Annotated in this window: 23 protein-coding genes; 11 read left to right on the top strand and 12 right to left on the bottom strand. The window is 48.9% G+C overall.

The annotated features are described in order from the left end of the window. Positions 1-90 precede the first annotated feature (90 nt). The 5 genes from ASG02_RS04565 (at position 91) to ASG02_RS04545 (ending at position 2,709) form a co-directional block, all read left to right on the top strand. On the top strand, positions 91-372 hold the full coding sequence (locus ASG02_RS04565) for a hypothetical protein (RefSeq protein WP_056061319.1): 282 nt from the start codon (positions 91-93) through the stop codon (positions 370-372). 179 nt (positions 373-551) lie between these two features. Further along, complete coding sequence (locus tag ASG02_RS04560) at positions 552-758, top strand: helix-turn-helix transcriptional regulator (RefSeq protein WP_035408056.1); 207 nt, start codon at positions 552-554, stop codon at positions 756-758. Beyond that, positions 758-1,234: a hypothetical protein gene (locus ASG02_RS04555; RefSeq protein ID WP_056061317.1), complete on the top strand. Its 477-nt coding sequence runs from the start codon at positions 758-760 to the stop codon at positions 1,232-1,234. Before ASG02_RS04560 ends, ASG02_RS04555 begins: the two co-directional genes overlap by 1 nt. Before the next feature lie 162 nt (positions 1,235-1,396). After that, a complete protein-coding gene (locus tag ASG02_RS04550) occupies positions 1,397-1,927 on the top strand; it encodes a GNAT family N-acetyltransferase (RefSeq protein WP_056061315.1) in 531 nt (176 codons plus the stop codon). Further along, positions 1,924-2,709 carry an endonuclease/exonuclease/phosphatase family protein gene (locus ASG02_RS04545; protein WP_056061312.1) on the top strand — a complete coding sequence of 262 codons (786 nt, stop codon included), beginning with the start codon at positions 1,924-1,926 and terminating at the stop codon, positions 2,707-2,709. The genes ASG02_RS04550 and ASG02_RS04545 overlap by 4 nt, the downstream gene beginning before the upstream one ends. A 248-nt stretch (positions 2,710-2,957) precedes the next feature. Here the strand turns inward: ASG02_RS04545 and ASG02_RS04540 are convergent, their stop codons facing one another. The 6 genes from ASG02_RS04540 to ASG02_RS04515 all read right to left on the bottom strand — a co-directional run bounded on the left by ASG02_RS04540 (position 2,958) and on the right by ASG02_RS04515 (position 8,004). Continuing rightward, positions 2,958-3,443 (bottom strand): YusW family protein, encoded by a 486-nt coding sequence (locus ASG02_RS04540; RefSeq protein ID WP_056061309.1) that lies wholly within the window; start codon positions 3,441-3,443, stop codon positions 2,958-2,960. Continuing rightward, the gene (locus ASG02_RS04535; protein WP_056061306.1) at positions 3,440-4,057 is read right to left on the bottom strand and encodes a flavodoxin family protein; all 618 of its coding nucleotides are present in this window, start codon (positions 4,055-4,057) and stop codon (positions 3,440-3,442) included. Before ASG02_RS04535 ends, ASG02_RS04540 begins: the two co-directional genes overlap by 4 nt. Positions 4,058-4,165: 108 nt before the next feature. Next, complete coding sequence (locus tag ASG02_RS04530) at positions 4,166-5,824, bottom strand: FAD-dependent oxidoreductase (protein ID WP_056061304.1); 1,659 nt, start codon at positions 5,822-5,824, stop codon at positions 4,166-4,168. 15 nt (positions 5,825-5,839) lie between these two features. Further along, positions 5,840-7,135, bottom strand: coding sequence for an arsenic transporter (locus ASG02_RS04525; protein WP_369814194.1), 1,296 nt, complete (start codon positions 7,133-7,135; stop codon positions 5,840-5,842). Between the two features lie 19 nt (positions 7,136-7,154). Beyond that, positions 7,155-7,484 carry a helix-turn-helix transcriptional regulator gene (locus tag ASG02_RS04520; protein WP_052019022.1) on the bottom strand — a complete coding sequence of 110 codons (330 nt, stop codon included), beginning with the start codon at positions 7,482-7,484 and terminating at the stop codon, positions 7,155-7,157. Positions 7,485-7,563: 79 nt separating this feature from the next. Continuing rightward, positions 7,564-8,004 (bottom strand): VOC family protein, encoded by a 441-nt coding sequence (locus ASG02_RS04515; RefSeq protein ID WP_056061298.1) that lies wholly within the window; start codon positions 8,002-8,004, stop codon positions 7,564-7,566. A gap of 477 nt (positions 8,005-8,481) precedes the next feature. Here ASG02_RS04515 and ASG02_RS04510 point away from each other — a divergent pair, with 477 nt between their 5' ends. After that, a complete protein-coding gene (locus ASG02_RS04510; RefSeq protein ID WP_056061296.1) occupies positions 8,482-8,985 on the top strand; it encodes a DNA topology modulation protein in 504 nt (167 codons plus the stop codon). 142 nt (positions 8,986-9,127) lie between these two features. Here ASG02_RS04510 and ASG02_RS04505 read toward each other — a convergent pair whose 3' ends face one another. Continuing rightward, entirely contained in the window at positions 9,128-10,834 is a 1,707-nt protein-coding gene (locus ASG02_RS04505; RefSeq protein ID WP_056061292.1) for a methyl-accepting chemotaxis protein, read from the bottom strand. A 162-nt stretch (positions 10,835-10,996) separates the two neighbouring features. On the opposite strand from ASG02_RS04505, the gene ASG02_RS04500 reads away from it, so the two are divergent. Beyond that, the gene (locus ASG02_RS04500; RefSeq protein ID WP_035408076.1) at positions 10,997-12,049 is read left to right on the top strand and encodes a C45 family peptidase; all 1,053 of its coding nucleotides are present in this window, start codon (positions 10,997-10,999) and stop codon (positions 12,047-12,049) included. Between the two features lie 39 nt (positions 12,050-12,088). Here the strand turns inward: ASG02_RS04500 and ASG02_RS04495 are convergent, their stop codons facing one another. The 4 genes from ASG02_RS04495 to ASG02_RS04480 form a co-directional block, all read right to left on the bottom strand. Next, positions 12,089-12,565, bottom strand: a complete 477-nt coding sequence (locus ASG02_RS04495; protein WP_056061289.1) for an N-acetyltransferase — start codon at positions 12,563-12,565, stop codon at positions 12,089-12,091. Next, the gene (locus ASG02_RS04490) at positions 12,547-13,125 is read right to left on the bottom strand and encodes a GNAT family N-acetyltransferase (protein ID WP_056061286.1); all 579 of its coding nucleotides are present in this window, start codon (positions 13,123-13,125) and stop codon (positions 12,547-12,549) included. Before ASG02_RS04490 ends, ASG02_RS04495 begins: the two co-directional genes overlap by 19 nt. A gap of 34 nt (positions 13,126-13,159) precedes the next feature. Continuing rightward, positions 13,160-13,648 (bottom strand): GNAT family N-acetyltransferase, encoded by a 489-nt coding sequence (locus ASG02_RS04485; RefSeq protein ID WP_056061282.1) that lies wholly within the window; start codon positions 13,646-13,648, stop codon positions 13,160-13,162. Positions 13,649-13,757: 109 nt separating this feature from the next. Continuing rightward, positions 13,758-14,663, bottom strand: a complete 906-nt coding sequence (locus ASG02_RS04480) for a methyl-accepting chemotaxis protein (RefSeq protein ID WP_056061279.1) — start codon at positions 14,661-14,663, stop codon at positions 13,758-13,760. A 260-nt stretch (positions 14,664-14,923) separates the two neighbouring features. Here ASG02_RS04480 and ASG02_RS04475 point away from each other — a divergent pair, with 260 nt between their 5' ends. The 3 genes from ASG02_RS04475 to ASG02_RS04465 are packed head-to-tail and all read left to right on the top strand — an operon-like array spanning position 14,924 to position 17,462. Further along, positions 14,924-15,907, top strand: a complete 984-nt coding sequence (locus ASG02_RS04475; RefSeq protein ID WP_056061276.1) for an ROK family protein — start codon at positions 14,924-14,926, stop codon at positions 15,905-15,907. Beyond that, the gene (locus ASG02_RS04470; RefSeq protein WP_056061273.1) at positions 15,904-17,067 is read left to right on the top strand and encodes a sugar MFS transporter; all 1,164 of its coding nucleotides are present in this window, start codon (positions 15,904-15,906) and stop codon (positions 17,065-17,067) included. The genes ASG02_RS04475 and ASG02_RS04470 overlap by 4 nt, the downstream gene beginning before the upstream one ends. Before the next feature lie 17 nt (positions 17,068-17,084). Then, positions 17,085-17,462, top strand: a complete 378-nt coding sequence (locus ASG02_RS04465) for a VOC family protein (RefSeq protein ID WP_056061271.1) — start codon at positions 17,085-17,087, stop codon at positions 17,460-17,462. 65 nt (positions 17,463-17,527) lie between these two features. Here ASG02_RS04465 and ASG02_RS04460 read toward each other — a convergent pair whose 3' ends face one another. Further along, positions 17,528-18,001: a hypothetical protein gene (locus ASG02_RS04460; protein ID WP_035408091.1), complete on the bottom strand. Its 474-nt coding sequence runs from the start codon at positions 17,999-18,001 to the stop codon at positions 17,528-17,530. A 445-nt stretch (positions 18,002-18,446) separates the two neighbouring features. Here ASG02_RS04460 and ASG02_RS04455 point away from each other — a divergent pair, with 445 nt between their 5' ends. Next, positions 18,447-21,668 (top strand): ABC transporter permease, encoded by a 3,222-nt coding sequence (locus tag ASG02_RS04455; RefSeq protein WP_056061268.1) that lies wholly within the window; start codon positions 18,447-18,449, stop codon positions 21,666-21,668. The last annotated feature ends 95 nt before the right edge of the window (positions 21,669-21,763 follow it).

Below are 21,763 nucleotides of genomic sequence, written 5' to 3'. Positions count from 1 at the left end.
CAGGAATTCGATTCATTTTGACGAATGACTAGAAGGTAGACGCACCGATCACGAAGTCATGCGTCAAACAAACAGATGAGGAGCATCTATATGATTAAATCCAAAAAACGGTTTCAGCTAGCGATCAGTTTGCTATTGATTGGTGTTTTTAGCGGGATCCTTTTCGATGCACTGGGCTACTTTCCGCACGCGACAGCGTATCTATTGAGTATTCCGATCGCTTCCCATGACACGGAATTTCTTTTAGGATGGATCGTTACTGGTGTCACGATCGCAGGGCTTGTTTTGCTTCCCTTGTCCTTACGACGACATCACGTCATTACGACGTTCGTATGTCTCGTAGCCATCATTGTAACGCCGCACGTCATGTAATGTTTGCAAATGGCTCGCTTCATTCCCATTGCAATATAAACCAATTTGAATGTATCGCTTACGACTAAGCCAATGTATCGTCTTGATTCATTGGCTTTTTCCCATTTAAAAAGTAAAGTTCACTTTACAAAATGTAAAACAGGCTTTACAATATAAACAACGGGAAAGGAGGTCGCTGGATGAAGCTGACGAATCAAGTCCGGATTTACCGCCAACAACAGAAGTGGACGCAGGAACAGTTCGCTGAACGGATCGGCGTGACACGCCAGACCGTCATCTCGCTTGAAAAAGGCAGCTATACGCCATCCTTATTACTTGCAATGCAAATTGCTCGCGTCTTCGATCGACCAGTAGAGGAATTATTTCAATTAGAGGAGGAGTCTTGATGAACCGCGTCATAACCCAATCTGTTTTAAATTGTTGTCTCTATTTTTTAGCTGCGTCTCTCATCAGTGCGATTCATGACAAACTTCAATTATTTCAAGATGATCCTGTATCCGGTACCGGTCTGTCGTTTGAGCTCGATCTCAGCATCATGCTACCACTGATCATCATCGCTATTGTCGTCTCATGCATTGGCTATCTCTCACGAACGGATCGCTCCCGGTCATTTTCAAAATGGTCGACGTCAACAGCAGAATTCTCTGACTCGGACGAACGAGAGGCCCTCATCACTGGTAAGGCGACCCGCGCAGCGTACGTTGCTTTTTTGATCAGTCTTCCTATCCTGATGATTGCCTTTTTGTTTGAACAGCCACTACTTGAACGGTATCCTTCGTTTCCGTTTTATGCGATCGCGCTCGTCCTATCGGTTGGAACACTTACCTATATGACCGCTTGGATCGTCCACGTTCGCCGCTAACATCGTTTGACGAAGGACTATTGAGTTTGCGCCTGCTCCGGATGGTCCGTCAGTTGACCCTATTCGTGATACACCGTTTCCCTAGCATATACATGTGACCGATTACAATCCGACAACAATGCCACAATGATGGCATATTCTATCTAGATGGGAGGCTAACATATGCAAACGACGCACCGCTCATTTAATACGCAATGTTACCACATTCGTCCGGCTCGTCTTAGTGATGCTGAAGCACTTGCTGCACTACGTCAAGCACTCGACGCGGAAACGGAGTACTTCGACCGGATGCCTGGTGAGGACGTGATGACGGCGACCGATTTCGTTGATCAGTTACACCATTCATCGGTTCCGGATCAAATCCTCGTCGTTGAACGGGAGGAACAAATCATTGCTTACTCCAGGTGTCGTGGATTTGCATTAAAGCGCTTTGCCCATAAAGCATCGTTCGGCTTAGGTGTCCTGCGTTCGGATTGGGGACAAGGAATCGGCACCCAATTGACGATCCGGATGATCGCCTGGGCGAAGACGCAGTCGCTTCTGAAAATCCAACTCGAAGTCGTCGAGACGAATCACGGGGCGCTCCGACTCTACCAACGTCACAGTTTCCTAGAAGAAGGACGACTACGCCACGACCGGTTGCTGTCGGACGGCTGTTATTATGATACTGTCCTGATGGGCTTAGCGTTATGAGTTTCTCATTATCGATCGCGACGTATAACATTTGGCATTATCCATACAAGCGTCAGGAACGGTTTGCGGCATTGTGTGCGGAAATCAATCAGCATCAACCGGATGTTCTTCTTCTGCAGGAAGTGATGTCGACGTTTCATCCGGATGAACCGTTCGTCTCAATCGCCGAACATCTCGCAGAGGCGACCGGTTATCCTTATTGGATGATGGATCCTTATATGGATTCACCGGATGAAGGACTTGCCATTTTAACGAAACTGCCGTTTGAGCGAACGGATTCGAGTGCCGCCGCGACAGCAAACATCAACCATCACTGTGCGATTCGGATTCCGTTTTCGATTGAAGGTGTCCGTTTTGCCGTGACGAACATTCATTTCAACTGGCGTGCTTCAGACATTCGACTCGATCAACTTCGATTCGTCAACGAATGGATTGCCTCACAGACGGATGACGCGACGATCGAGTTCCTTGGTGGTGACTTTAATGATTGTCCAAATTCTGCTCTGCATCAAGCAACGCTTAAGGAGTGGGTCGATCTCGCTGGTTGTTTTGCCATGCGGACCGGTCAACTTGCTCCTGTGACACTTGATCCTGTGACGAATTCGTATGCTAAAAAGAATGACGGAATCACGACACCTGCCCGGTACGATTGGTTATTGTGTCAACGCTCACCGGCACCAGTGACCTTACAACGCGTTCAATTGATCGGACATGAACGACTGCCCCATCACGTCATACCAAGCGATCATTATGGTGTCCTCGCCCATATGACGATTCACTAATACAACGAGGCTGACTCAAAAAAGAATGACGCGTCTTTTTACGCCCTTTCCTCAGGTGAGACACAAGCCAGTTTTCTTGCTTCATTCAAGCAGGAAAGCGGGTCTTGTTTGTCTCTGACAGCGCATAATGCGCTTTTTCCTGTAGGAGTGGCGTGTGACGCGTCATTTTTTTTTACGAGATAAGGGTGGCAGATCATCATTCTGCCACCCTTATCTTTAGAGGACGACATGTGAGTCAGCCCCGTCGTTTATTTTTTATATTCTTTTTCTGTTCCGTCCGAGAAGTCGATCTCCACCTCGAGGCGGGACGCATCTTGAATCGCAAATACACGCTCCACTTCTGCAATGACATCTTTCTCAGATGTATCCGCATCTACTTTTAAGTTCTTGAACTTCGCGTCGAGTTCCGTCATCGCCGCGTCCCCGCGTTTGTTTTCATCTTTATACTGGTATTCGGCTTCCGTGCCGTCATTCTCTCGGTCATAGCTGATGTCGATGGCGTCCATATCCCCATTGACGTCCGCTTCAATCGATAAACTGGTGAATCCATAATCCGTATCTGCATTTTTCGTGACCGCATCCTTATCTTTCATCGTATTGTCGGTCGTATTCGAGTTTGTAGATCCGTCCTCGACCTTGTCCGACGCCGTTTCGTCGTTCCCGCATCCTGCTACTATTAGACTCATCGCAAATAAGGTCGCAACACCGTATCCTGTAACATATCCTCTCTTCATTCCATCACATTCCCTTCTGCTGGAATCGGGTGCGCTTTCAATAGCCGAGCAAGATGCAAAAGATTGGCAGCTAAAAACTGGGCATGCCGTTTCGTGAAGTCATTGTCACGTCCGGCTTCGATGTAAGACGGTCCAGGTCCCGCTTCACCGACCCAGTACGCATCGACATTGGGGGGAATCGTGAATCCAATGTGCGACAGACCGTATAAAATCGACGCGGACGCGTGTTTCGCCCCATCCTCGTTGCCGGTGACGATGACACCACCGACCTTGTTATAATAGATGGCTTGTCCAACGTCGTTCGTCAAGCCACTTCCCCCGTATAACCGTTCGATGACTTGTGTCGCGACACTACTTTTTTCACCGAGCCACAGCGGCGTCCCGATGACGACGATATCTGCTTGTTTGACTTTGTCGAAGAGTGCCGGCCATTCGTCGCCGTTCCCTTCATCTTCCGTCACACCGAATGCGACTTGATGATCGACGACTCGAACGATTTCTGAATCAACGTCCTCATGCTCCCAGTACGAAATCACGTCGCGAATCAACGCTTCCGTGTTCGATGGTTCTTGTGATGCTTTTAAAGTACAGTTCAAAAATAAAGCGCGTACCATCCGTTCATCCTCCCCTTTTGAATTGACATGTTCCTCGTCCTTAATCCTTTCCTGATTCCGATCTTAAGTAAACAAAAAAAGCCTCCGCTTTCGCGAAGACTTTCCTCGTCAGAGACATGACTTGATGTGTTGATAGTTTTGATTGCCACCGGATAAGTTACAGACGTCCCTGAACCCGAGATTCTTCAAGACGTTCTGTGCCGCGTTTCCTGTGACACCTTTATTGCAGTAAACGATTGTCGGTACCGTCGGATCAAGTTCCTGCGCCCGCTCACGTAACTCACCGAGCGGAATATGGATTGCCCCGTCGACATGACTCTTCTCGAACTGAGCGCGTGAGCGCGTATCGATGATTTGGAAGACCTGACCCTTAGCGACCTCTTCCATCAAAGCATTCGGTGTTTTCAGACGGGCCGTTCGTTTGATCGCGTTATCGAGGGCCATCCCGGTGTAAAGAATGGGGTCCTTCGTCGTCGAGAATGGCGGCGCATAGGCCAGATCAAGATGGAATAAGTCTTCCGCTTTTGCCTTGAAGCTGATTGCGGTCGCAAGGACATCAATCCGTTTATCGACCCCTTGCGGACCAACGATTTGGGCACCGAGGACACGACCATCGTTCCGATCTGCAATCGCCTTGATGACCATTTCTTTCCCGCCGAGATATTCCGGGCGATCCGGCTTGATGTTGTGTAACACTTCGATATCATACCCGGCGTCGCGGGCTTCTTTTTCAGTCAATCCGGTCTGGGCGACCGTCAAATCGAATGCTTTAAAAATTCCCGTTCCAAGGATTCCCCGGTGTTCAATCGCTTCACCGGTGATGACCATCCCAGCAATCCGCCCCATCTTGTTCGCCGTCGAACCAAGCGGGCGGTAAAGGGGTTGACCGGTGATGAGCGAAAAGCTCTCGGCGACATCGCCGACCGCATAAACGCCTTCGATGTTCGTCTGCATCTGTCGATTGACGGCGATCGCACCCGTCTGCCCGATCGTCACACCGATCTCTTGTGCGAGTTGCGTGTTTGGTTTGACACCGACTGACAGGATGACGAGATCCGTCTCGATCGTCTCGCCACTTGCAAGAACGACTGCACGAGCCGTTTTCTCCCCTTCGAACGAAGCGACGGACTCACCGAGTCGCAAGATGACGCCGTTCGCTTCAAGATGGTCACTAACGCGTTTTGCCATATCAACGTCTAGCGGTGGCATGACTTGCGCCAACCGTTCGACGAGTGTCACTTCGATTCCGCGATATGTCAACTGTTCCGCCATCTCGAGTCCGATGAATCCACCGCCGACGATGACAGCACGTTTTGGAGCTTGCGCGTCGACGTACCGACGAATCGCATCTGCATTACGGATGTTACGGACCGGGAAGACGTTTTCGAGATCGACGCCCGGTAGCGGCGGAATGATGCTAGAGGCACCAGTCGCGAAAACGAGCGTATCGTACGTATCCGTGAATGTCTCACTCGAATCCAGATGACGGATCGTCGCTGTCTTCGTCTCGTGATCAATCGCTTCGACGTTATGACGCGTCTTAACGTCGATGTTGTAACGTTTCTTGAAGAACGCTGCGTCGCGTGGCGTCAATTCATCGAGCTCAGCGACTTCACCGCCGACGAAATAGGGAATCCCACAACCGGAATAGGAAATGTCCTCGTCCCGGTCGTAGATCGTGATCTCTAAGTCTTCGCTATTACGGCGTGCCTTCGCCCCAACTGATGTGCCGGCAGCGATCGAGCCGATGATAAGTAGTTTCGCCATATTCATGTCCTCCTCTTAATAGAGTAATAAACTGATGTAGAGTCCGAGCAACGCAATGGCGAGCGTCGGAATCGTCAAAACGGTACCGATTTTAAAATATTGTCCCCAACCGATCCGGACCCCTTTTGAGCGCAAGACATGGAGCCACAGTAAGGTTGCAAGGCTTCCGATCGGTGTGATCTTTGGACCGAGATCGCTCCCGATGACGTTTGCGTAGATTAAGGCGTCACGAATCGCTCCCGTCGTTGCCGTATGCTCGATTGATAACGCATTGATCATGACGGTCGGCATATTGTTCATGACAGAAGACAACAGAGCGGCAAGGAAGCCCATTCCAAACGTCGCCGATACGAGGTTCGTCGCCATCCACTCGATCAACTCCGCAAGGACTTGAGTCAGTCCCGCATTGCGCAGATCGTAGACGACGATATACATACCGAGTGAGAAGAAGACGATCGCCCACGGGGCACCGGCAAGGACCTTCTTCGTCGGGACACTCGGTGATTTTTGCGCCAGGAATAAGAAAAAGACGGCGATGATGCCAGCAACGAGACTGACCGGAATGCCGATCGCATCACTCGTAAAGTACCCGACGAGCAACAAGCCAAGGACGATCCATGAAGCACGGAACATCCGCATATCGCGAATCGCAGACGTCGGATTCGCCAAATCCTCGACGGCATAGACTTTCGGGATCTGCTTCTTGAAATAGAAGTACAAGACAAGCAGACTACCAGCGACCGAAAAGACGTTGACGAAGACCATCCGTGCCGCATACTCTGTAAAACCGATGTGAAAGAAGTCCGCCGAGACGATGTTGACGAGGTTCGAGATGACGAACGGAAGACTTGCCGTGTCGGCGATAAAGCCGGAGGCGAAGACATATGCCAGGACGACCGCATCCGGTAACTTCAAGTGACGGACCATCGCGAGGACGATCGGTGTCAGAATCAAGGCAGCCCCATCATTCGCGAACAAGGCCGAGACAAGGGCACCGAGTAACGTCATGTAGATGAATAGTTTAAGACCGCCACCGCGGGCGATTCGGGCCATATGTAACGCGGCCCATTCAAAGAAGCCGATCTCATCTAAGATCAATGAGATGACGATCAAGGCGATGAAGGTGAACGTCGCGTTCCAGATGATCCCCCAGACGGTCGCGACGTCTCCCAGTTCGACAACGCCCGTTAAAAGCGCGACAATCGCCATCCCGATCGCTGAGTATCCGATACCTAGCCCTTTCGGTTGTTTGATGATCAAAAATAAGGTGATCAGAAATATTCCGATCGCAAGCCATTGTGATGCTGTCAATTGATTCACTTCATTTCTGTTAGATTTCTAATACGGTACAGGAACTGGAGCGCACATCTGCTGTATCCAGCCGTCTTAGCATCCATTCCAGTTGACCGTAATAAGGATGTTCCCGATTTAAGCGATAATAGATCCATTGCCGATCGCGGCGTTCGGAGATGATCGCTTGTTCTCGAAGTCGTTTTAAATGTCGACTGATCGCGGGTTGTGAAATATCGAATGCTGCGGTCAAATCACAGACACAGTGTTCGCGCACCTGTAATCGACGTAAGATATCCAGCCGTACCGGATCACTTAACCCTTTGAGATACTGACTCATCGTTTCTATTTCTGGATCAAATCGTGTCATGAGTTTCCCGTCCTTTCTTCATCAGGATATAATATAACCATTTGGTTATACAACAAGAAATAAAAAATCGATCCCGTGTTTATACGGAATCGATTTTTTCTGCTAGCTCTATGATCACACCTTCAGGTCCTCTTACGTAACATAGGCGATACTCATTTTCGTAATTCGCGACTTCCCCAATCGGTTGATATCCATGATTCGCTAACCGTTCGAGGATTGTATCGAGTCTTGTCACTTCAAAACAGAGATGACGCAATCCACTGGAATAAACGTGCTGAACGACAGTGGACGTCTCAACTGGTCGTTTGAACCGAACCAGTTCGAGCCAGATTGCTTCACCTGGTAACCCAAGAGCGACACATTCCGTCTTTGCCCCGTCTAGATTCAACAAACGATCGAGCAACTTCCCTTCCATTTCCCATCGTCCACGTACTTCGAGCCCGCAAAGCGAAAAAAAGTGAATCGCTTCTTCTAGGTTCACGACGTTCAGACTGATATGATCCGTTCGTTTAATTGGCATCCGTCATTCCTCCTCAAGTGTGTCAAAATGTTTTCAAAACGTTGATAGAAAGCACATCTAGAGCGTTTCGAAGTGGTGGCTGAAGTTTGTATCGTCAGTTGCTATTTCATGAAACAAGCCGTTGGTGACTCCGGATCATTATCGAAAATTGATGGCTTTCTGACTGAAATCCTCTACATCGACTGGCTCGTGACGACCCCGCTCCTCTTGAATATGTCATCAGTTGTATCGCTTAGTTATATATCACTTAACTGCTGTTTACGAATGTCACAAAAGCTGCTCAAGATAACCCGACACCGATTCATAAAGCTTTGTTTCAGATACGCTTGTTCTGCATCCCAGTAAGAGAAATAGAAAAACAATCGTCATCCCTTCGATTATGAAATTTGGTACCATCTCATTCACTCCTTTCGTTCTATCCTCGACTAGAAAACCGTGATATGATCAATTCCTATGACAAAAAATAGGAGGTCTATGATGCGAAAAATCATCCTGATTGGTTCTGGTGGGTCCGGTAAATCGACGCTTGCCCGCGAGATGGGCAAAAAACTAAGTTATCCCGTTGATCACCTCGACAGCTTATTGTGGCGTCCGAACTGGGAGGCGGTTTCGCGTGAGGAACAACGCCAGATTCAACAAACACTCATATCGCGTGATCCATGGATCATCGACGGTAATTACGGTGGAACGCTTGACTTACGAATCGATGCCGCTGATACGGTCATCTTCCTTGATCTGCCGCGGACGCTTTGTCTGTACCGTGCGCTGAAACGGACCTTGCGCTATCGTAAGACCGGCCGACCGGATATGGCGGCAGGCTGTCCCGAGAAACTGTCGCTTGATTTTCTGAAATGGATTTGGCGGTTTCCGATCGATAAGCGACCGAGTATCCTTTCAACGCTTAAAGCGACGTCCGATAAACAAATCGTTCATTTGCGGTCCCGCCGCGCTGTCAAACAGTTTCTTCAATCACTTTCATAACATCCGTCCATCTGTTACCTTTCGTCATCCTTAGTGATGTACATACGACGAAACAAACTTACTCTCCTGCCCGTTTTCCAGTCATTACCACAAATAAAAAAACGACCATGACGGTTACCCCTCATGGTCTTAGTGCAATATCTTACACGCTGAATCTGCCTGTGACTTGTTTTAAATCATCCGCCATCGTCGCGAGCGATTGCGATGCAGACGAAATTTCTTCCATCGACGCCATCTGCTCCTCGGTCGAAGCGGAGATGTTTTGTGTCCCGGCAGCGGTTCCTTCCGTCACCGCTTGAATCGTCCGCATGACAGAAGCGATTTGTTCACTCGCTGCCGCCATTTCCTGAACGGCGCCGGACACTTCTTCGACGTGCCCTGTCACGTCGGTGATCGCTGTCTCGATTTCCGAGAAGGATGTCCCTGCCTGATCGACGACGGCAATCCCGCTCGTCATCTCGGTCGAGACCTTCTCCATCGAGGCGACCGATGCTTCTGTCTCTTGTTGGATGACCCGAATCAAGGACTCGATCTGTTTTGCCGAGACCGCCGATTGTTCCGCAAGCGTCTTGACTTCCGCTGCGACGACGGCAAATCCGCGTCCTTGTTCACCAGCGCGTGCTGCCTCGATTGCTGCGTTTAAAGCGAGGAGGTTCGTCTGTGCCGCGACACCTTTGATCGAATCCGTGATTTGACCGATTTCCTGTGATCGGTTGCCAAGACCATCAATGACTTGGCTGAGACGCGACACGTCTTCTTGAATACGTCCCATCTGCGTTCCGAGTGATCCGACGACCTTCCCCCCGAGTGCGACTTTTTCCATCGCGTCCGCCGTCCGTTCCGTCATCTGTTGCGCATTGCCGGCGACGTAGCGGACGGACGTCGTCAACTCTTCAATCGTCCGTGAAGCATCGGACACTTGATGCAGCTGTTGACTTGCACCGCTTGCCATCTCTTCCATCGTCACAGCGACCATCTCTGTCGCTTTCGTCGTTGATTCCGCATTGACGCTAAGCTCATCCGACGCAACGGCGACGCGGTCTGCCGTTCCCGTAAGTTCAAGGACGACTTGTTGTTGTGAGGCGATCATTTCATTAAACGATGTCGTCAATTGACCAAGTTCGTCTTTCGAATCATAGTGACCTCGGACAGTCAAGTCACCTTTACCTGACTGATTCATCCAACCCTGCAGTTGACGAATCGGACGTGTGATGAGACGTGTGATGTATAAGGCAAGTCCTGCAAACAAGAGGACCGCCAGTAAAAAGATACCGAGCATTAAGTAAAAGGCGGTTTGTTTTTCCGCTTGATTCTGGGCATCTAACATCTTCGCTTGTTTCGTCATTGAGGCCATTAATGCTTTTGCCGAGTTCGCGACGTTATCCCGGATTTGTTCCAAACCATCGGAATACGCCGTGTAGGCTTCTTCCTCTTCATTTCGTGTCGCCGCATCTTGAACGAGCGTCATCGAGTTGTCGTAGGCGAGGACATTATCCTTCAACTCCTCGAGTTGTTTCTTTTCTCGCGCATCAAATTGTCCCGTTTTTTCAACCTTCGTGACCGACGACCGAATCTGAGCCTGTCGCGTATCGATATCGGCTTGGAGTTCCGTGATTCGTGCTTCATCCTTCGTTAGGATCATCTCCACTAAAAAGGAATCGAGAGCCCGTGTATCGATCCGAATCTGTGCCACTTCTTGGATCGGAATCAAGTTCTCCTGATACATCGCTCGGGAAGCGTTTGACATCTGGTTCAAGAAATAGAGTCCTGCTCCCGCAATGAGTAGCATCGCAACGACGGCTGTTGCGATCAAAGCTTGTATCTTCCGTCTGACTGACATATGTTTCATTCCATCCCCTCCCGTTTTTGTTATCGGTTCAGGATTGAAAAAGTTGACTATTTTTTCAATATTCCCATACTTTAGATGTGCTTTAGTAAAGACTTGCCATACGACTTTCTCCCTTGCGTTCGATATAATCAGCATACAGCAGTTGAAGAAAGGATGAGTCCCATGCAACGAGTAGCCAATGAAATCACGCAATTCCGCGGCAGTCATTATGAGTTCGGTCGCGAACAAGGGCGTTACGTCAAACGAAATCAGTTGCTCCATAACCGAGAGGACAACTGGAAAATCCGTGTTCCTCGCTTTCAAGTCGATCCGGTCGAGACGAAGGAGATGTTCCTTCGGTATGCTCCGCACATCTGGGACGAGTTGCTCGGACTGCAAGACGAACTCGAACTATCATTACCAGACACCTTACTCCATTTCGGACATTACCGTGTTGAAGGTCCTAAAAGTGGTTGTTCGATCATGACCGGTGATAATTTTCTCGTTCGCAATTATGATTATCATCCGATGACGTACGACGGACGATTTTCCGTCTTTCAACCGAACGATGGCGGTTCAGCGATCATCGGCCCGGCATCTCGGGTGACCGGTCGAATGGACGGGATGAACGAACATGGTCTTGCGATGGGTTATAACTTCATCAATCGTCGGCGGCCGGGAGATGGATTCGTCAGCTTCATGATCGGACGGATCATCCTCGAGATGTGTACGTCGGTCGACGATGCGATCTCACTCGTCAAAGAGATTCCTCATCGCGGATCGTTCACGTACGTCGTCCACGATAAATCCGCGCGTTCGTTTGTCATCGAGGCGACGGCACGCGACGTCCAAGTGCGGGAATCGAACATGTGTACCAATCACTTCGATTTGCTACAGCACGAAAACCGCTATCACCTGGATGACTCAAAACGTCGGATGATGGAGCTAAAGACACATCAACATATGATTCAAGATGCAGAGTCTGCTTTTCGACTCCTGAATGATACCGATAAAGGTGTCTTTGCTGATTTGTATGCGCAGTGGGCAGGAACGATCCATACGTCTGCCTACTTCCCGGAAGAGTTAAAGGTATGGTTCGCGCTCGGTGGTGATCAGGAACCGGTCACGTTCGACTTTGCTGACTGGCTTGCCGGCAATGACTTTACAGCAAGTGAAATCACAGGAGAACTTGAGACGACCATCCAGTTTGCAAATACACTTCAGACATGGCGTTAAACGAAAAAGATGCCTCCTGCTTGCGCAAGAGGCATCTTTTTACTGGGAAACGTCTAGTCGTTTCGACATATAATAATCCGTTTTCTCATACCCAAGCGAGTCATACACATGAATCGCCCGTTCGTTATGCGCGAAGACGTGTAACGAAATCTTTTTGACGTTCATCCGTTTTAACATCACTTCCAGTAATCGGAGTGCTTCTTTGCCGTACCCTTGGTTTTGTTTATCGGACGTAATCTTGACATCGAAGATGAAAGCGGAACGTCCGCGTGATTCTTCTTTTACGTGAACCCAGACCATTCCAATGTCGCTGTCTGTCTCGTCACGAAACGTAAACAAATAATGATCCTTCGTTTTCAGACCTTCAGGCAACAACGTCGCAAACTCATCTGTCGACTTATTATGCGCCTCGTTCTCTGACCACGTACCGGCGCGACACTTATCTGCCGCATACTCCTCGATTGCCACGGGTAGATACACCTCATAGGTCGCTTGTTTCATTGGCTCGATGCGCATGCTGCTACCTCCTGCGTTTTCGTCCAGTCCCGTCGTAACATCGCATAGACCTGGAGGTCGTGATAAGTCCCGTACAATTTCTCAGCGTCCCGTAAGACGCCTTCTTCCGTGAACCCGAGTCGTTCCGGGATCCGTCTGCTCCGGACGTTTCCAGTCGCACACTCGATGACGACGCGGTTCAAGCCGAGCGTCTCGAAACAATAATGCGTGACGAACCGGACGACGTCCGTCATGACACCTTTCCCGAGTCCTTTTTCTCCTAAGTAATAGCCGATCGACGTTTGCCCGAGATGCCGATCGATTGCATGCAAACCGATCGTTCCGACGAGCTCGTCCTGAAGATAGATGCCACACGTAAAGCCGTTGCCATCGGCGAACTGTTGCAGCCATGCTGGGATGACTACTTCCTGATATGTAATGGTATCTGTTGTACCATCAACCCAACCGAGCCATTCGCGAAGATGTGAGCGATTGGCATCGACGAGGGCGAATAATTCTTCCGCATGGTGCCGTTCGAACAATTGAAGCGATACGTGATCGGACACTTGTAACCTGAACATGACCTCTCCCCTTTCTAGTAACTGTTGTTTGACGTCACGACGTCGTTTCCCTGCTAGACGTCACGTTCCATTCCATCCGTCTTGAGCGGACAGACATTCCGAGTGCCTCGTAAAAGGCGATCGCTTCTTGATTGGCGTCATCGACGCCGAGTTCGATCCGGTCGCAACCAATTGTTTCCGCATGCGCGTAAGCGGCTTGCATCAATCGCTTGCCTACGCCTTGCTTCTGATGCGTATCCGCAACGACGAGACTGATGACCCGCAAGTAATGTTTATCAAAGACGAAGCCGCTCCCTTCGATGATATCTTCCTTTAAGACGATCACACCGGCAAGTCCTTTGTATTCCGCGACGAAGATTTCGAAATCTGATCGGTCGAGTTGCGACAAAAATAAGTCTTCCGAAACCGGCATCTCGTGCGGACGGTAGTGATCGGGGCGTAAAGCTACATGCTGCTCATGAATTTGTTGGAATAGCGGAATCAACGCCTGAAAATCGTCAGGGCGGGCAGTACGGATATTCATCAGAAATTCGCTCCCTTTTCGTTTTGTAGTATATTAACATATTATTCCAAAGTGTAGGGGTACTTTTTATACAAAACGGCACTCCGTTTATCGGAATGCCGTCTCTCACTTAAATTGCTTTTGTAAAATCTCGCGCTGTCTCCGTTAACGACGATGCTGCACTCTGCACGTCATGGAAACGATCAACCGTTTCCGCAACGACGATGACGCTTGCTTGTGCATCGGTCGTTGCTTGCGTCATCGCACGGGCAATCCGCTGTAGTTCATCGTTCATTCGCTGTGTCGTTTGCCGGACATCAACGACGGCTTGCTCGACGAGTTTCGAGAGATTGCGGACCTCTGTCGCGACGACATTGAACCCTTTCCCGTGTTCACCGGCTCGTGCTGCTTCAATCGAGGCATTGAGTGACAAGAGATTCGTCTGGGACGCGATCGTTTTAATCGTCTCGGTCACTTGGGCGATATCTTGCGCCTGGCGCTGCAAGCGTTCAATCGTCTGATGGTTATCACGGGTCGTCTCAGCCATCTGCTCGATTGTTTGCCGTAACGCTTTGCTCTCCCGCTCGCCATGCGTCGACCGCGTGCTCAGATCACTGGCGATCGCATCAAACGAAGTCGCGAATTGTTGAATCGTCTGCTGACGATCGGTGATATCAGAGGCGATCTTCAAGACACCGGTCACTTCTGTTCCATCGTATATCGGCATATAGGTCGCTTCTAGCCAAATCGATTGACCATACGCATCGATCCGTTCAATTTTATCCGCCGTACTGAAGCCGCTGAAAAGCTTCTGCCAAAATGCTTGATAATTGTCGCTCATTGCGAACTCCGTCGTACAGAATAGATGATGTTGCATCCCAATCATCTCTTCTCGTTTATATTTCATCGTCTTCGCGAACAAGCCATTGACATCAACGACACGACGTTGCCGATCGAATCGAATCATCGCGACGTTATCGCGCAAGGAGGCTACAATATCTTGGGATCCCAGGTCGGTTGATAGTTGTGTGGTCATGATTACAAGCTCCTCTCGCCATCTACCTCCCGTTACAGGCTATCCAAGATATTACAAATCGGAATAGTATGAATTAAAGATATATGACTAAAATTTTTTCACTTCTTTTATTATTATCCAGAGAGAGTAAGAATGAAACATGATTTTCAGTGGATTTATTTCTTTCCTCTTTTTTGTTGTCTATATTTCCCGACCTGCTATACTTAAATCAAAACTTATTAAAATATTTTAATAAGTAATCCAAATTGGAGGTTTATCCTTTGACTGAAGTCCTCTCTCGTACGCGTCACGCTTTTTTGATCGACCATCTCGATACGATTCCGGTGATTCGGAACGTCCTAGACGTCAGTTTTCCGACTGCGAGCAAACAGATTGATCAGATGATCACTGCTCGGGAAATTGAAGAGACACCACTTGAATTGGTTCGCGGTGGTCGTCCGGCAAAACGGTATCGCTATCGCGTGAATCACTTTCACGGACTCGCTCTTTATCTCGAACGGACGTATCTGCAGTATCGCATCCACGACGTCGGTGGACATGTGATCGCAACGGATCGCCTGAACTTCGATTCGACGGATCATGGATCTGTTTTATTGAGCACGCTGACAGCATTACTTAACGATCATCCACGTATTCAGACGCTTGCGATTGGTGTCGCCGGTGCCGTTGATACGACCGGCACAATCCTATTCGCCCCGGATTATCCGACGCTAGACGGTCGCCCCTTACAACAAGAACTGACTGAACGGTTCGGGCGACCCGTCATCGTCGAAAATGATATGAACGCTGCGGTCCGTGCGCAAGCTTCTGATAACGAGACGACCGTCTATATGTATCTCGGAACGAACGGACCGGGAGCCGGTGTCGCCGTTTCAGGTCATGTCGTCCACGGAGCGCATCACTTCGCTGGAGAGATCTCGTTCATCCCGTTTGACGACAAACGAAATGTCGGACAAGCCCTCGCGACGACTACACCACACTCAGACGACTGGTATGAGGCGTTAAGTCGAATCATCCTCTCGTTTAGCGCCACCTTAAATCCGGATGTCATCTTGTTCGCAGCGTCAGATGTCTCGGATGACGGGTTAGCTCGATTGACGGATCGATGCGCCAAGCGCTTTCCGCTCAGCAAATTACCTCAGTTGCGAAAAGGCGACTGGGAAACCGATTATTTAGATGGTTTGATGCAACTCAGCATCCAGTCATTCATTGAACAAATTCCGTTAGGAGGTCTCGCCCGATGACCCGTCTACTATTACCTTTGATTTATCTCGCTTTTATCAGTCTTGGTCTTCCAGATGCGTTACTCGGTACGGCGTGGCCTGTGATGCGGCTCGATCTCGACGCCCCGCTCGACATGGCAGGTTGGCTCTTCATGACGATCGCTGCCGGAACGATCGTCTCGAGTCTGTTTAGCGGTCGACTGATCGAACGTTATTCAACAGGTCCGATCACGGCAGCTTCTGCCGGTTTGACGGCTCTGGCATTGATTGGTTTTTACGTTGCTCTGTCCTTGATTTGGCTCTTCGTCCTTGCGATTCCGCTTGGACTGGGCGCTGGAGTCGTCGACGCGGCGTTGAATCATTTCGTCGCCACGCATTATCAAGCGCATCATATGAACTGGCTCCATTGCTTCTGGGGCATCGGTGCGACGGCTGGTCCGCTCATCATGGCTGGTGTATTGCTCGATTCCGGCTGGCGTTTTGGTTACCTCGTCGTCGGCGCATTGCAACTCGTCTTGATGATTGTCTTAATCGTCAGCTTACCCCTCTGGAAGCGGGCTCCGAAACATGTGTCTCAACAGGTTCAGACCGTGAGTACGTCGTCAGGAAAACCACGCGGATTGATTGCCGCTCTCGCTGCCTTCTGCTTTTATTGTGGAGCCGAAGCGGTCGTCGGGCTGTGGGGCAGCAGTTATCTTGTCCAAGTCCGGTCCTTTTCCGTAACATCAGCAGCGACGTGGATTTCCGTCTACTACGGAAGTATCACCGCGGGGCGCTTCATCAGTGGTTTTCTATCGCTGCGCTGGTCGAATCGTCGTTTGATTCGTGTCGGTCAATGGACGGCATTCGTCGGAGCCACCTGTTTCATCCTCGCACCTGCTGCCTGGATGTCGCTTGGTTTCGTACTTGTCGGGCTTGGTCTCGCACCGATTTATCCGGCAATGCTCCATGAGACGCCGGTTCGCTTCGGGGAGGCCGCGGCGCAACGGCTGATGGGGGTACAAATGGCATTCGCCTATACCGGTAGTACCTTCATGCCGCCATTTTTCGGATGGCTGGCGACGTCCTACTCCTTATCGTTGTTCCATTGGTTCACGATCAGTCTCATCTTCTTGATGCTGATCGCTACGGAAGGATTGAACCGGATGTTATTCAGACAGCGATTGGCAAAAGCGTCTTGAAAAAAGGAGGAATGAAGATGAAGATTGAACATATCGCCCTTTGGGTGGCAGATCTGGAAGGGATGCGTCAATTCTACGAAACACATTTTGATGCTACGACAGGCGAGCGATATCATAATCCGATGAAAGGGTTCACGTCATATTTCCTGACGTTCTCGAGTGGTGCGCGTCTTGAATTGATGCAACGGACGGATATCACGGAACGGACGATGAATGCGCTCGGTTATGCCCACCTCGCCTTTACGCTCGGCAGTAAACAAGCAGTCGATGACTGGACAGCTCGGTTACAGGATGAAGGTATACAACATCTTGACGGTCCTCGGACGACGGGTGACGGGTATTATGAAAGTACGATCGCGGACCCGGAAGGTAATGTGATTGAATTGACGGTCTAATAGATGAAACGAAACAATCCCTCATTCTGATTAGAGTGAGGGATTGTTTGTCGGTCGATGACTGTTCAATTGTTTTCTGCTTGTTGGTATTTCTCTTGACGAGCAGACTTCCGACGATTGATCATTCGTTCAAATACGAGAAGAGACCCTACTGGGTAGAACAATAAGAAGATTACTTTCAATAGAATCTCCGTATCCATCCACGCTGAAAATGGTGGCAAGATGCCAAATAGAAGAAGAATTAATAATGTCAGAACTCCTCCTAACAGCAGGTGCAGGACGATCGACCATCTACGCTTATGCTTTTGCTGACTCACGATATATTCAATCCCTAATGATAGCGGTGTCCCGATCCCTAAAAAAATCAAACTCGTATAAAAGACCGTCACGACATAGACCTCGATCAGAACGAATATCGTCATGAATAGATTTTCTTCAACACTCCCGAGGTTCACTGGATTCATCAATAAATAGATGAATCCAAAATGAAGACTCATCAACAGAATTGCCTTCATTTTCTGCAATACTCGCTTTTTCATAGATGCCTCCCCCTTTCGAAAATAGTAAAAGACAGTAAAAGCCTCTATGAACTGAGGTTCCTACTGTCTTTATCGCTCGATTCACCTATCTTAACATAACGTATAGTTCTGTAAAACATTGACAACGTTCGTTTAATAATTCATCCATTACATTTCAGAAAAACAGTCGCTCATCCTAGTACATTTATTTGGTAAATATGTAAATTGACTAATTTTTCAGTTATTAACTTTCTCTTTTCATTTTGTCTATGGTTATAATTAGGTAGGTATTGGATTTATTTACTTACATATGGAATTTAAATCGTCATTAAGGAGGTTTTACGTATGACCAATTCGTTACACGCATTCAGTCATACTTCACTTCAGTCGATGCTTAACGCAAGATCGACTCATCGAAATCCGTTAATAACGAGACCGTACATTCAAACGCAGGAGGTTTTTGCCGATGCTTAAGTTCATCTGGAATTCCTGGTGGCGCAATAAAGAGCGCTTCATCCTGCTGCTCGTCGGTGTCCTGATCGTCAGTACCGGACTGAGTTATTTGATCGGTACGACGCAAGCCAATAACGGAACCGTCGTCGATGAACTGCAAAAGCGTTGGGGCTCCTCTTACGACATCGTCGTCCGCCCGGAAGGCAGCCGCAGCGTAACGGAAGACTTGAAGTTACTCGAGCCCAACTATATGAGTGGTCTCGATGGTGGGATCACCCGCAAACAATACGAGACGATCAAAAAAGTCACTGACGTCGAGGTCGCTGCCCCGATCGCGATGATCGGCTACAATCAAACACTTTCGAGTATCGGTACGCATACGATTGATCAAGAAGGGATTTATAAACTGACGATCAAAGACACGCAAGACACCGGGTTACAGAACGAATCCTCGAGTGGCGTCACCTTCTTAGCAGCAGGATGGGAACCTACAGGGGATGCAAAAAAATCAGGGGTGTCTCCCCTCCTCCTTGGAAAGCAGCCTCTATATGAATACGGGAGTCAGGTGATGATTGCAGGGGTTGATCCCGAAGCGGAAGCCGCACTCGTCGGCTTGGACCAAGCGACGACAAAAGGAACCTATAGTAACTATTTTTCAAAAGATGATCAGGTCATCTCGTTCGGGGAAGACGGTGTTCAAATCCCAATCTTGTTGAACAATCGTGAATATGTCGATGCGTCACGCATCTACACGTACGAAAAAGTCGAGCTTCCGTCTAAAAAGAAATCCATCAACGACATGGTGCAATACGTCGAACAAAAAGGCGGAAAAGAATACTTAGACTCCTTACCGACAAGCGATGCGAAACGTTATACGATCACGACACAAGATGTCCAGAAGAAGCTCGTCAATGATATTTTGAAACACACGTTACCGACCGCTGAAGAGACGAACAGCAACTCCTTTACGTGGATCGTCTTAAAACCGTCTCCGATCGACTACCGTTCGATCAAAAGTCCTTACGCTTCACGTTGGCCGTTCACTTATCAAGTCCAACCAAAACAAGTCGACCAAGATTCCTTGCTCGCTAAACGCAGTATGTACCGGGAAGCGCGCATGTTTGGAAAAGATAGCGTGGATTGGCCCAAAGTCAACTTGAACTATATTGGGGTCTTCGATCCGAAGAAATTGAATATCTCGAAAGACCCGCTGACAGAACTGCCGATGGAGACGTACTTCCCGTCAAAAGCCCAGTGGGTGATGGACAAGAATGAACGTCCCGTCAATCCGGTCCGAGACGTTAAACCAACGAATGATCCGTATGATTTCCTGACGAAACCACCGTCGATGCTGACGACGCTCGATGCTGCGTTCAAAATTCGTGGCGACAAAGCGATTTCAGCCATCCGCGTCAACGTCAAAGGTGTCGAGACAATGAACGCTGCTAGCGAGAAAAAGCTCCAACAGGTGGCGACAGAAATCGAACAGAAGACAGGTCTAATCACGGATGTGACACTTGGTTCCTCGCCGCAACTCGCTTTGACCTATTTACCGGGGCTAAAAGACGAATCAGCGCTTGGCTGGGTTCAGCAACCGTGGATTAAGCTCGGCTCGTCGATTGCGATCTTTCAGGAAGCAAAAGTTGGGATGAGCTGCATCATCGCCAGTGTCATCGCCGTCGCACTCGTCTATGTCTTCAGCTCGAATATCATCTTGCTCTACGCTCGAAAGAAAGAGTTCGCGATTTTACTATCGCTCGGTTGGCGCCCGCGTCAACTCTCGAAACTGCTGTTCCTCGAAGCAACAATACTTGGTACATTTGTCGTCTTGATTGCTTGGACGATTCTCGGTTCGTTCTGGGTCACGACGGACAATCCGATTGCAATCGATCGGATTCTATTGATCGGTCTTGCTGGTTTACTCATTTACTGGGGTGGAACGCTCGTACCGATGACGCTCATCCGACGCATCAAACCGTATGAAAGCATGCGTTCTGGTGAAGTCTCAAAAGGTCGTCGTTTCGTCCGCGCGCGTAGCGTGCTTGGGATGAGTACCAATCAGCTTGTCACGTACTGGCAACGGACAGGACTCTCGGTCGTCGCGATTGCCTTACCGACGAGTCTGTTCATCTTCTTTCTCTTCATCACGTTCCGCTTAAAAGGCGTCTTGTACGCAACGTGGCTCGGCGAATATGTCGCGCTTGAAGTCGGGACGATGCATTACGTCGCGATGGGCGTCGCTCTATTAATCGCTATTCTAACGACGACCGAAATCATGTGGCAAAACGTCAATGAACGGAAGAGTCAGCTTGCTGTTCTTAAAGCGACAGGCTGGCAAGACGTGCAAATCCGTTTACTTGTATTGAGTGAAGGGATGATGACGGGACTCTGTGCTGGTGTGATTGGTCTTTTGACTGCACTTGGAATGATCGGTTTCGTTTACGGACAATTCCCGGTTCAAGAGCTCGGTTTCCTTAGCGTCATGCTCTTGATTCCTGTGATCACTGGCGTATTAGGTGCCTTACTTCCTGCTGAGCGCGCTGTCCGCATCACACCGAATGCGGCACTCGGTAGTGTCGTTGAAAATACACAGGCGACAGAACGACGTTTCAAATGGGCTCTCGGATCGATTGCTGCTTCCTTGTGTATCGGGGTTGCGAGCCTGTTCTTGTTCGCCTCAACCGAATCCTCGACGACTACACCACAGAGTGCGCCGCCGAAACAACAGACGAGCGGACAAAAATTAAGAGACTTGGCTTCGGAAACAAAAACATCCGCTGACAAGAAAACAGACGATCAAAAAGCACTTAAAAAACTGATGAAGAAAGGGGTTATTCAAACCTATCCGGGTGATCCGGAAGCTACATCTGAACTGTTCTATGCTAAATCACTCATTCCAACACCAAAAGAACTTAATCTAAAGGAAAAGACCGGTTATCGCTATGTCACGATTCCTGTTGTTTTGTACGATCCATACACCACAGAAAAAAATGCATTTGGGATTTACCGACCTGGCACATTTACGATAACGTCACTCGACGGAAAAGAATATGAAACCGTTGATTACGTTAATCATAATAAGAAAGCGTTCAGGAATAGTTATCAATACTTCTCTCCCTATAAGTCAACCGTCGATTTGGTCTATCAAGTTCCTGTCGACCAGAAAATATTCGTTCTCTTTGCGGCAGATGATGCATTCCCAAAGGATACGACAGTAAAGATTGAACTCGATTAAAAACGATATATGAATCGAGCGCATAACACGTAAATGAGAGTAGCCTCTGTTTCATCATCAATGCAGAGGGTACTCTCATTTTTCATGAAAAAAAC

The organism is Exiguobacterium sp. Leaf196 (assembly GCF_001423965.1).
Lineage (GTDB): Bacteria > Bacillota > Bacilli > Exiguobacteriales > Exiguobacteriaceae > Exiguobacterium_A.
This window is presented reverse-complemented; position numbering and strand designations above follow the sequence as displayed.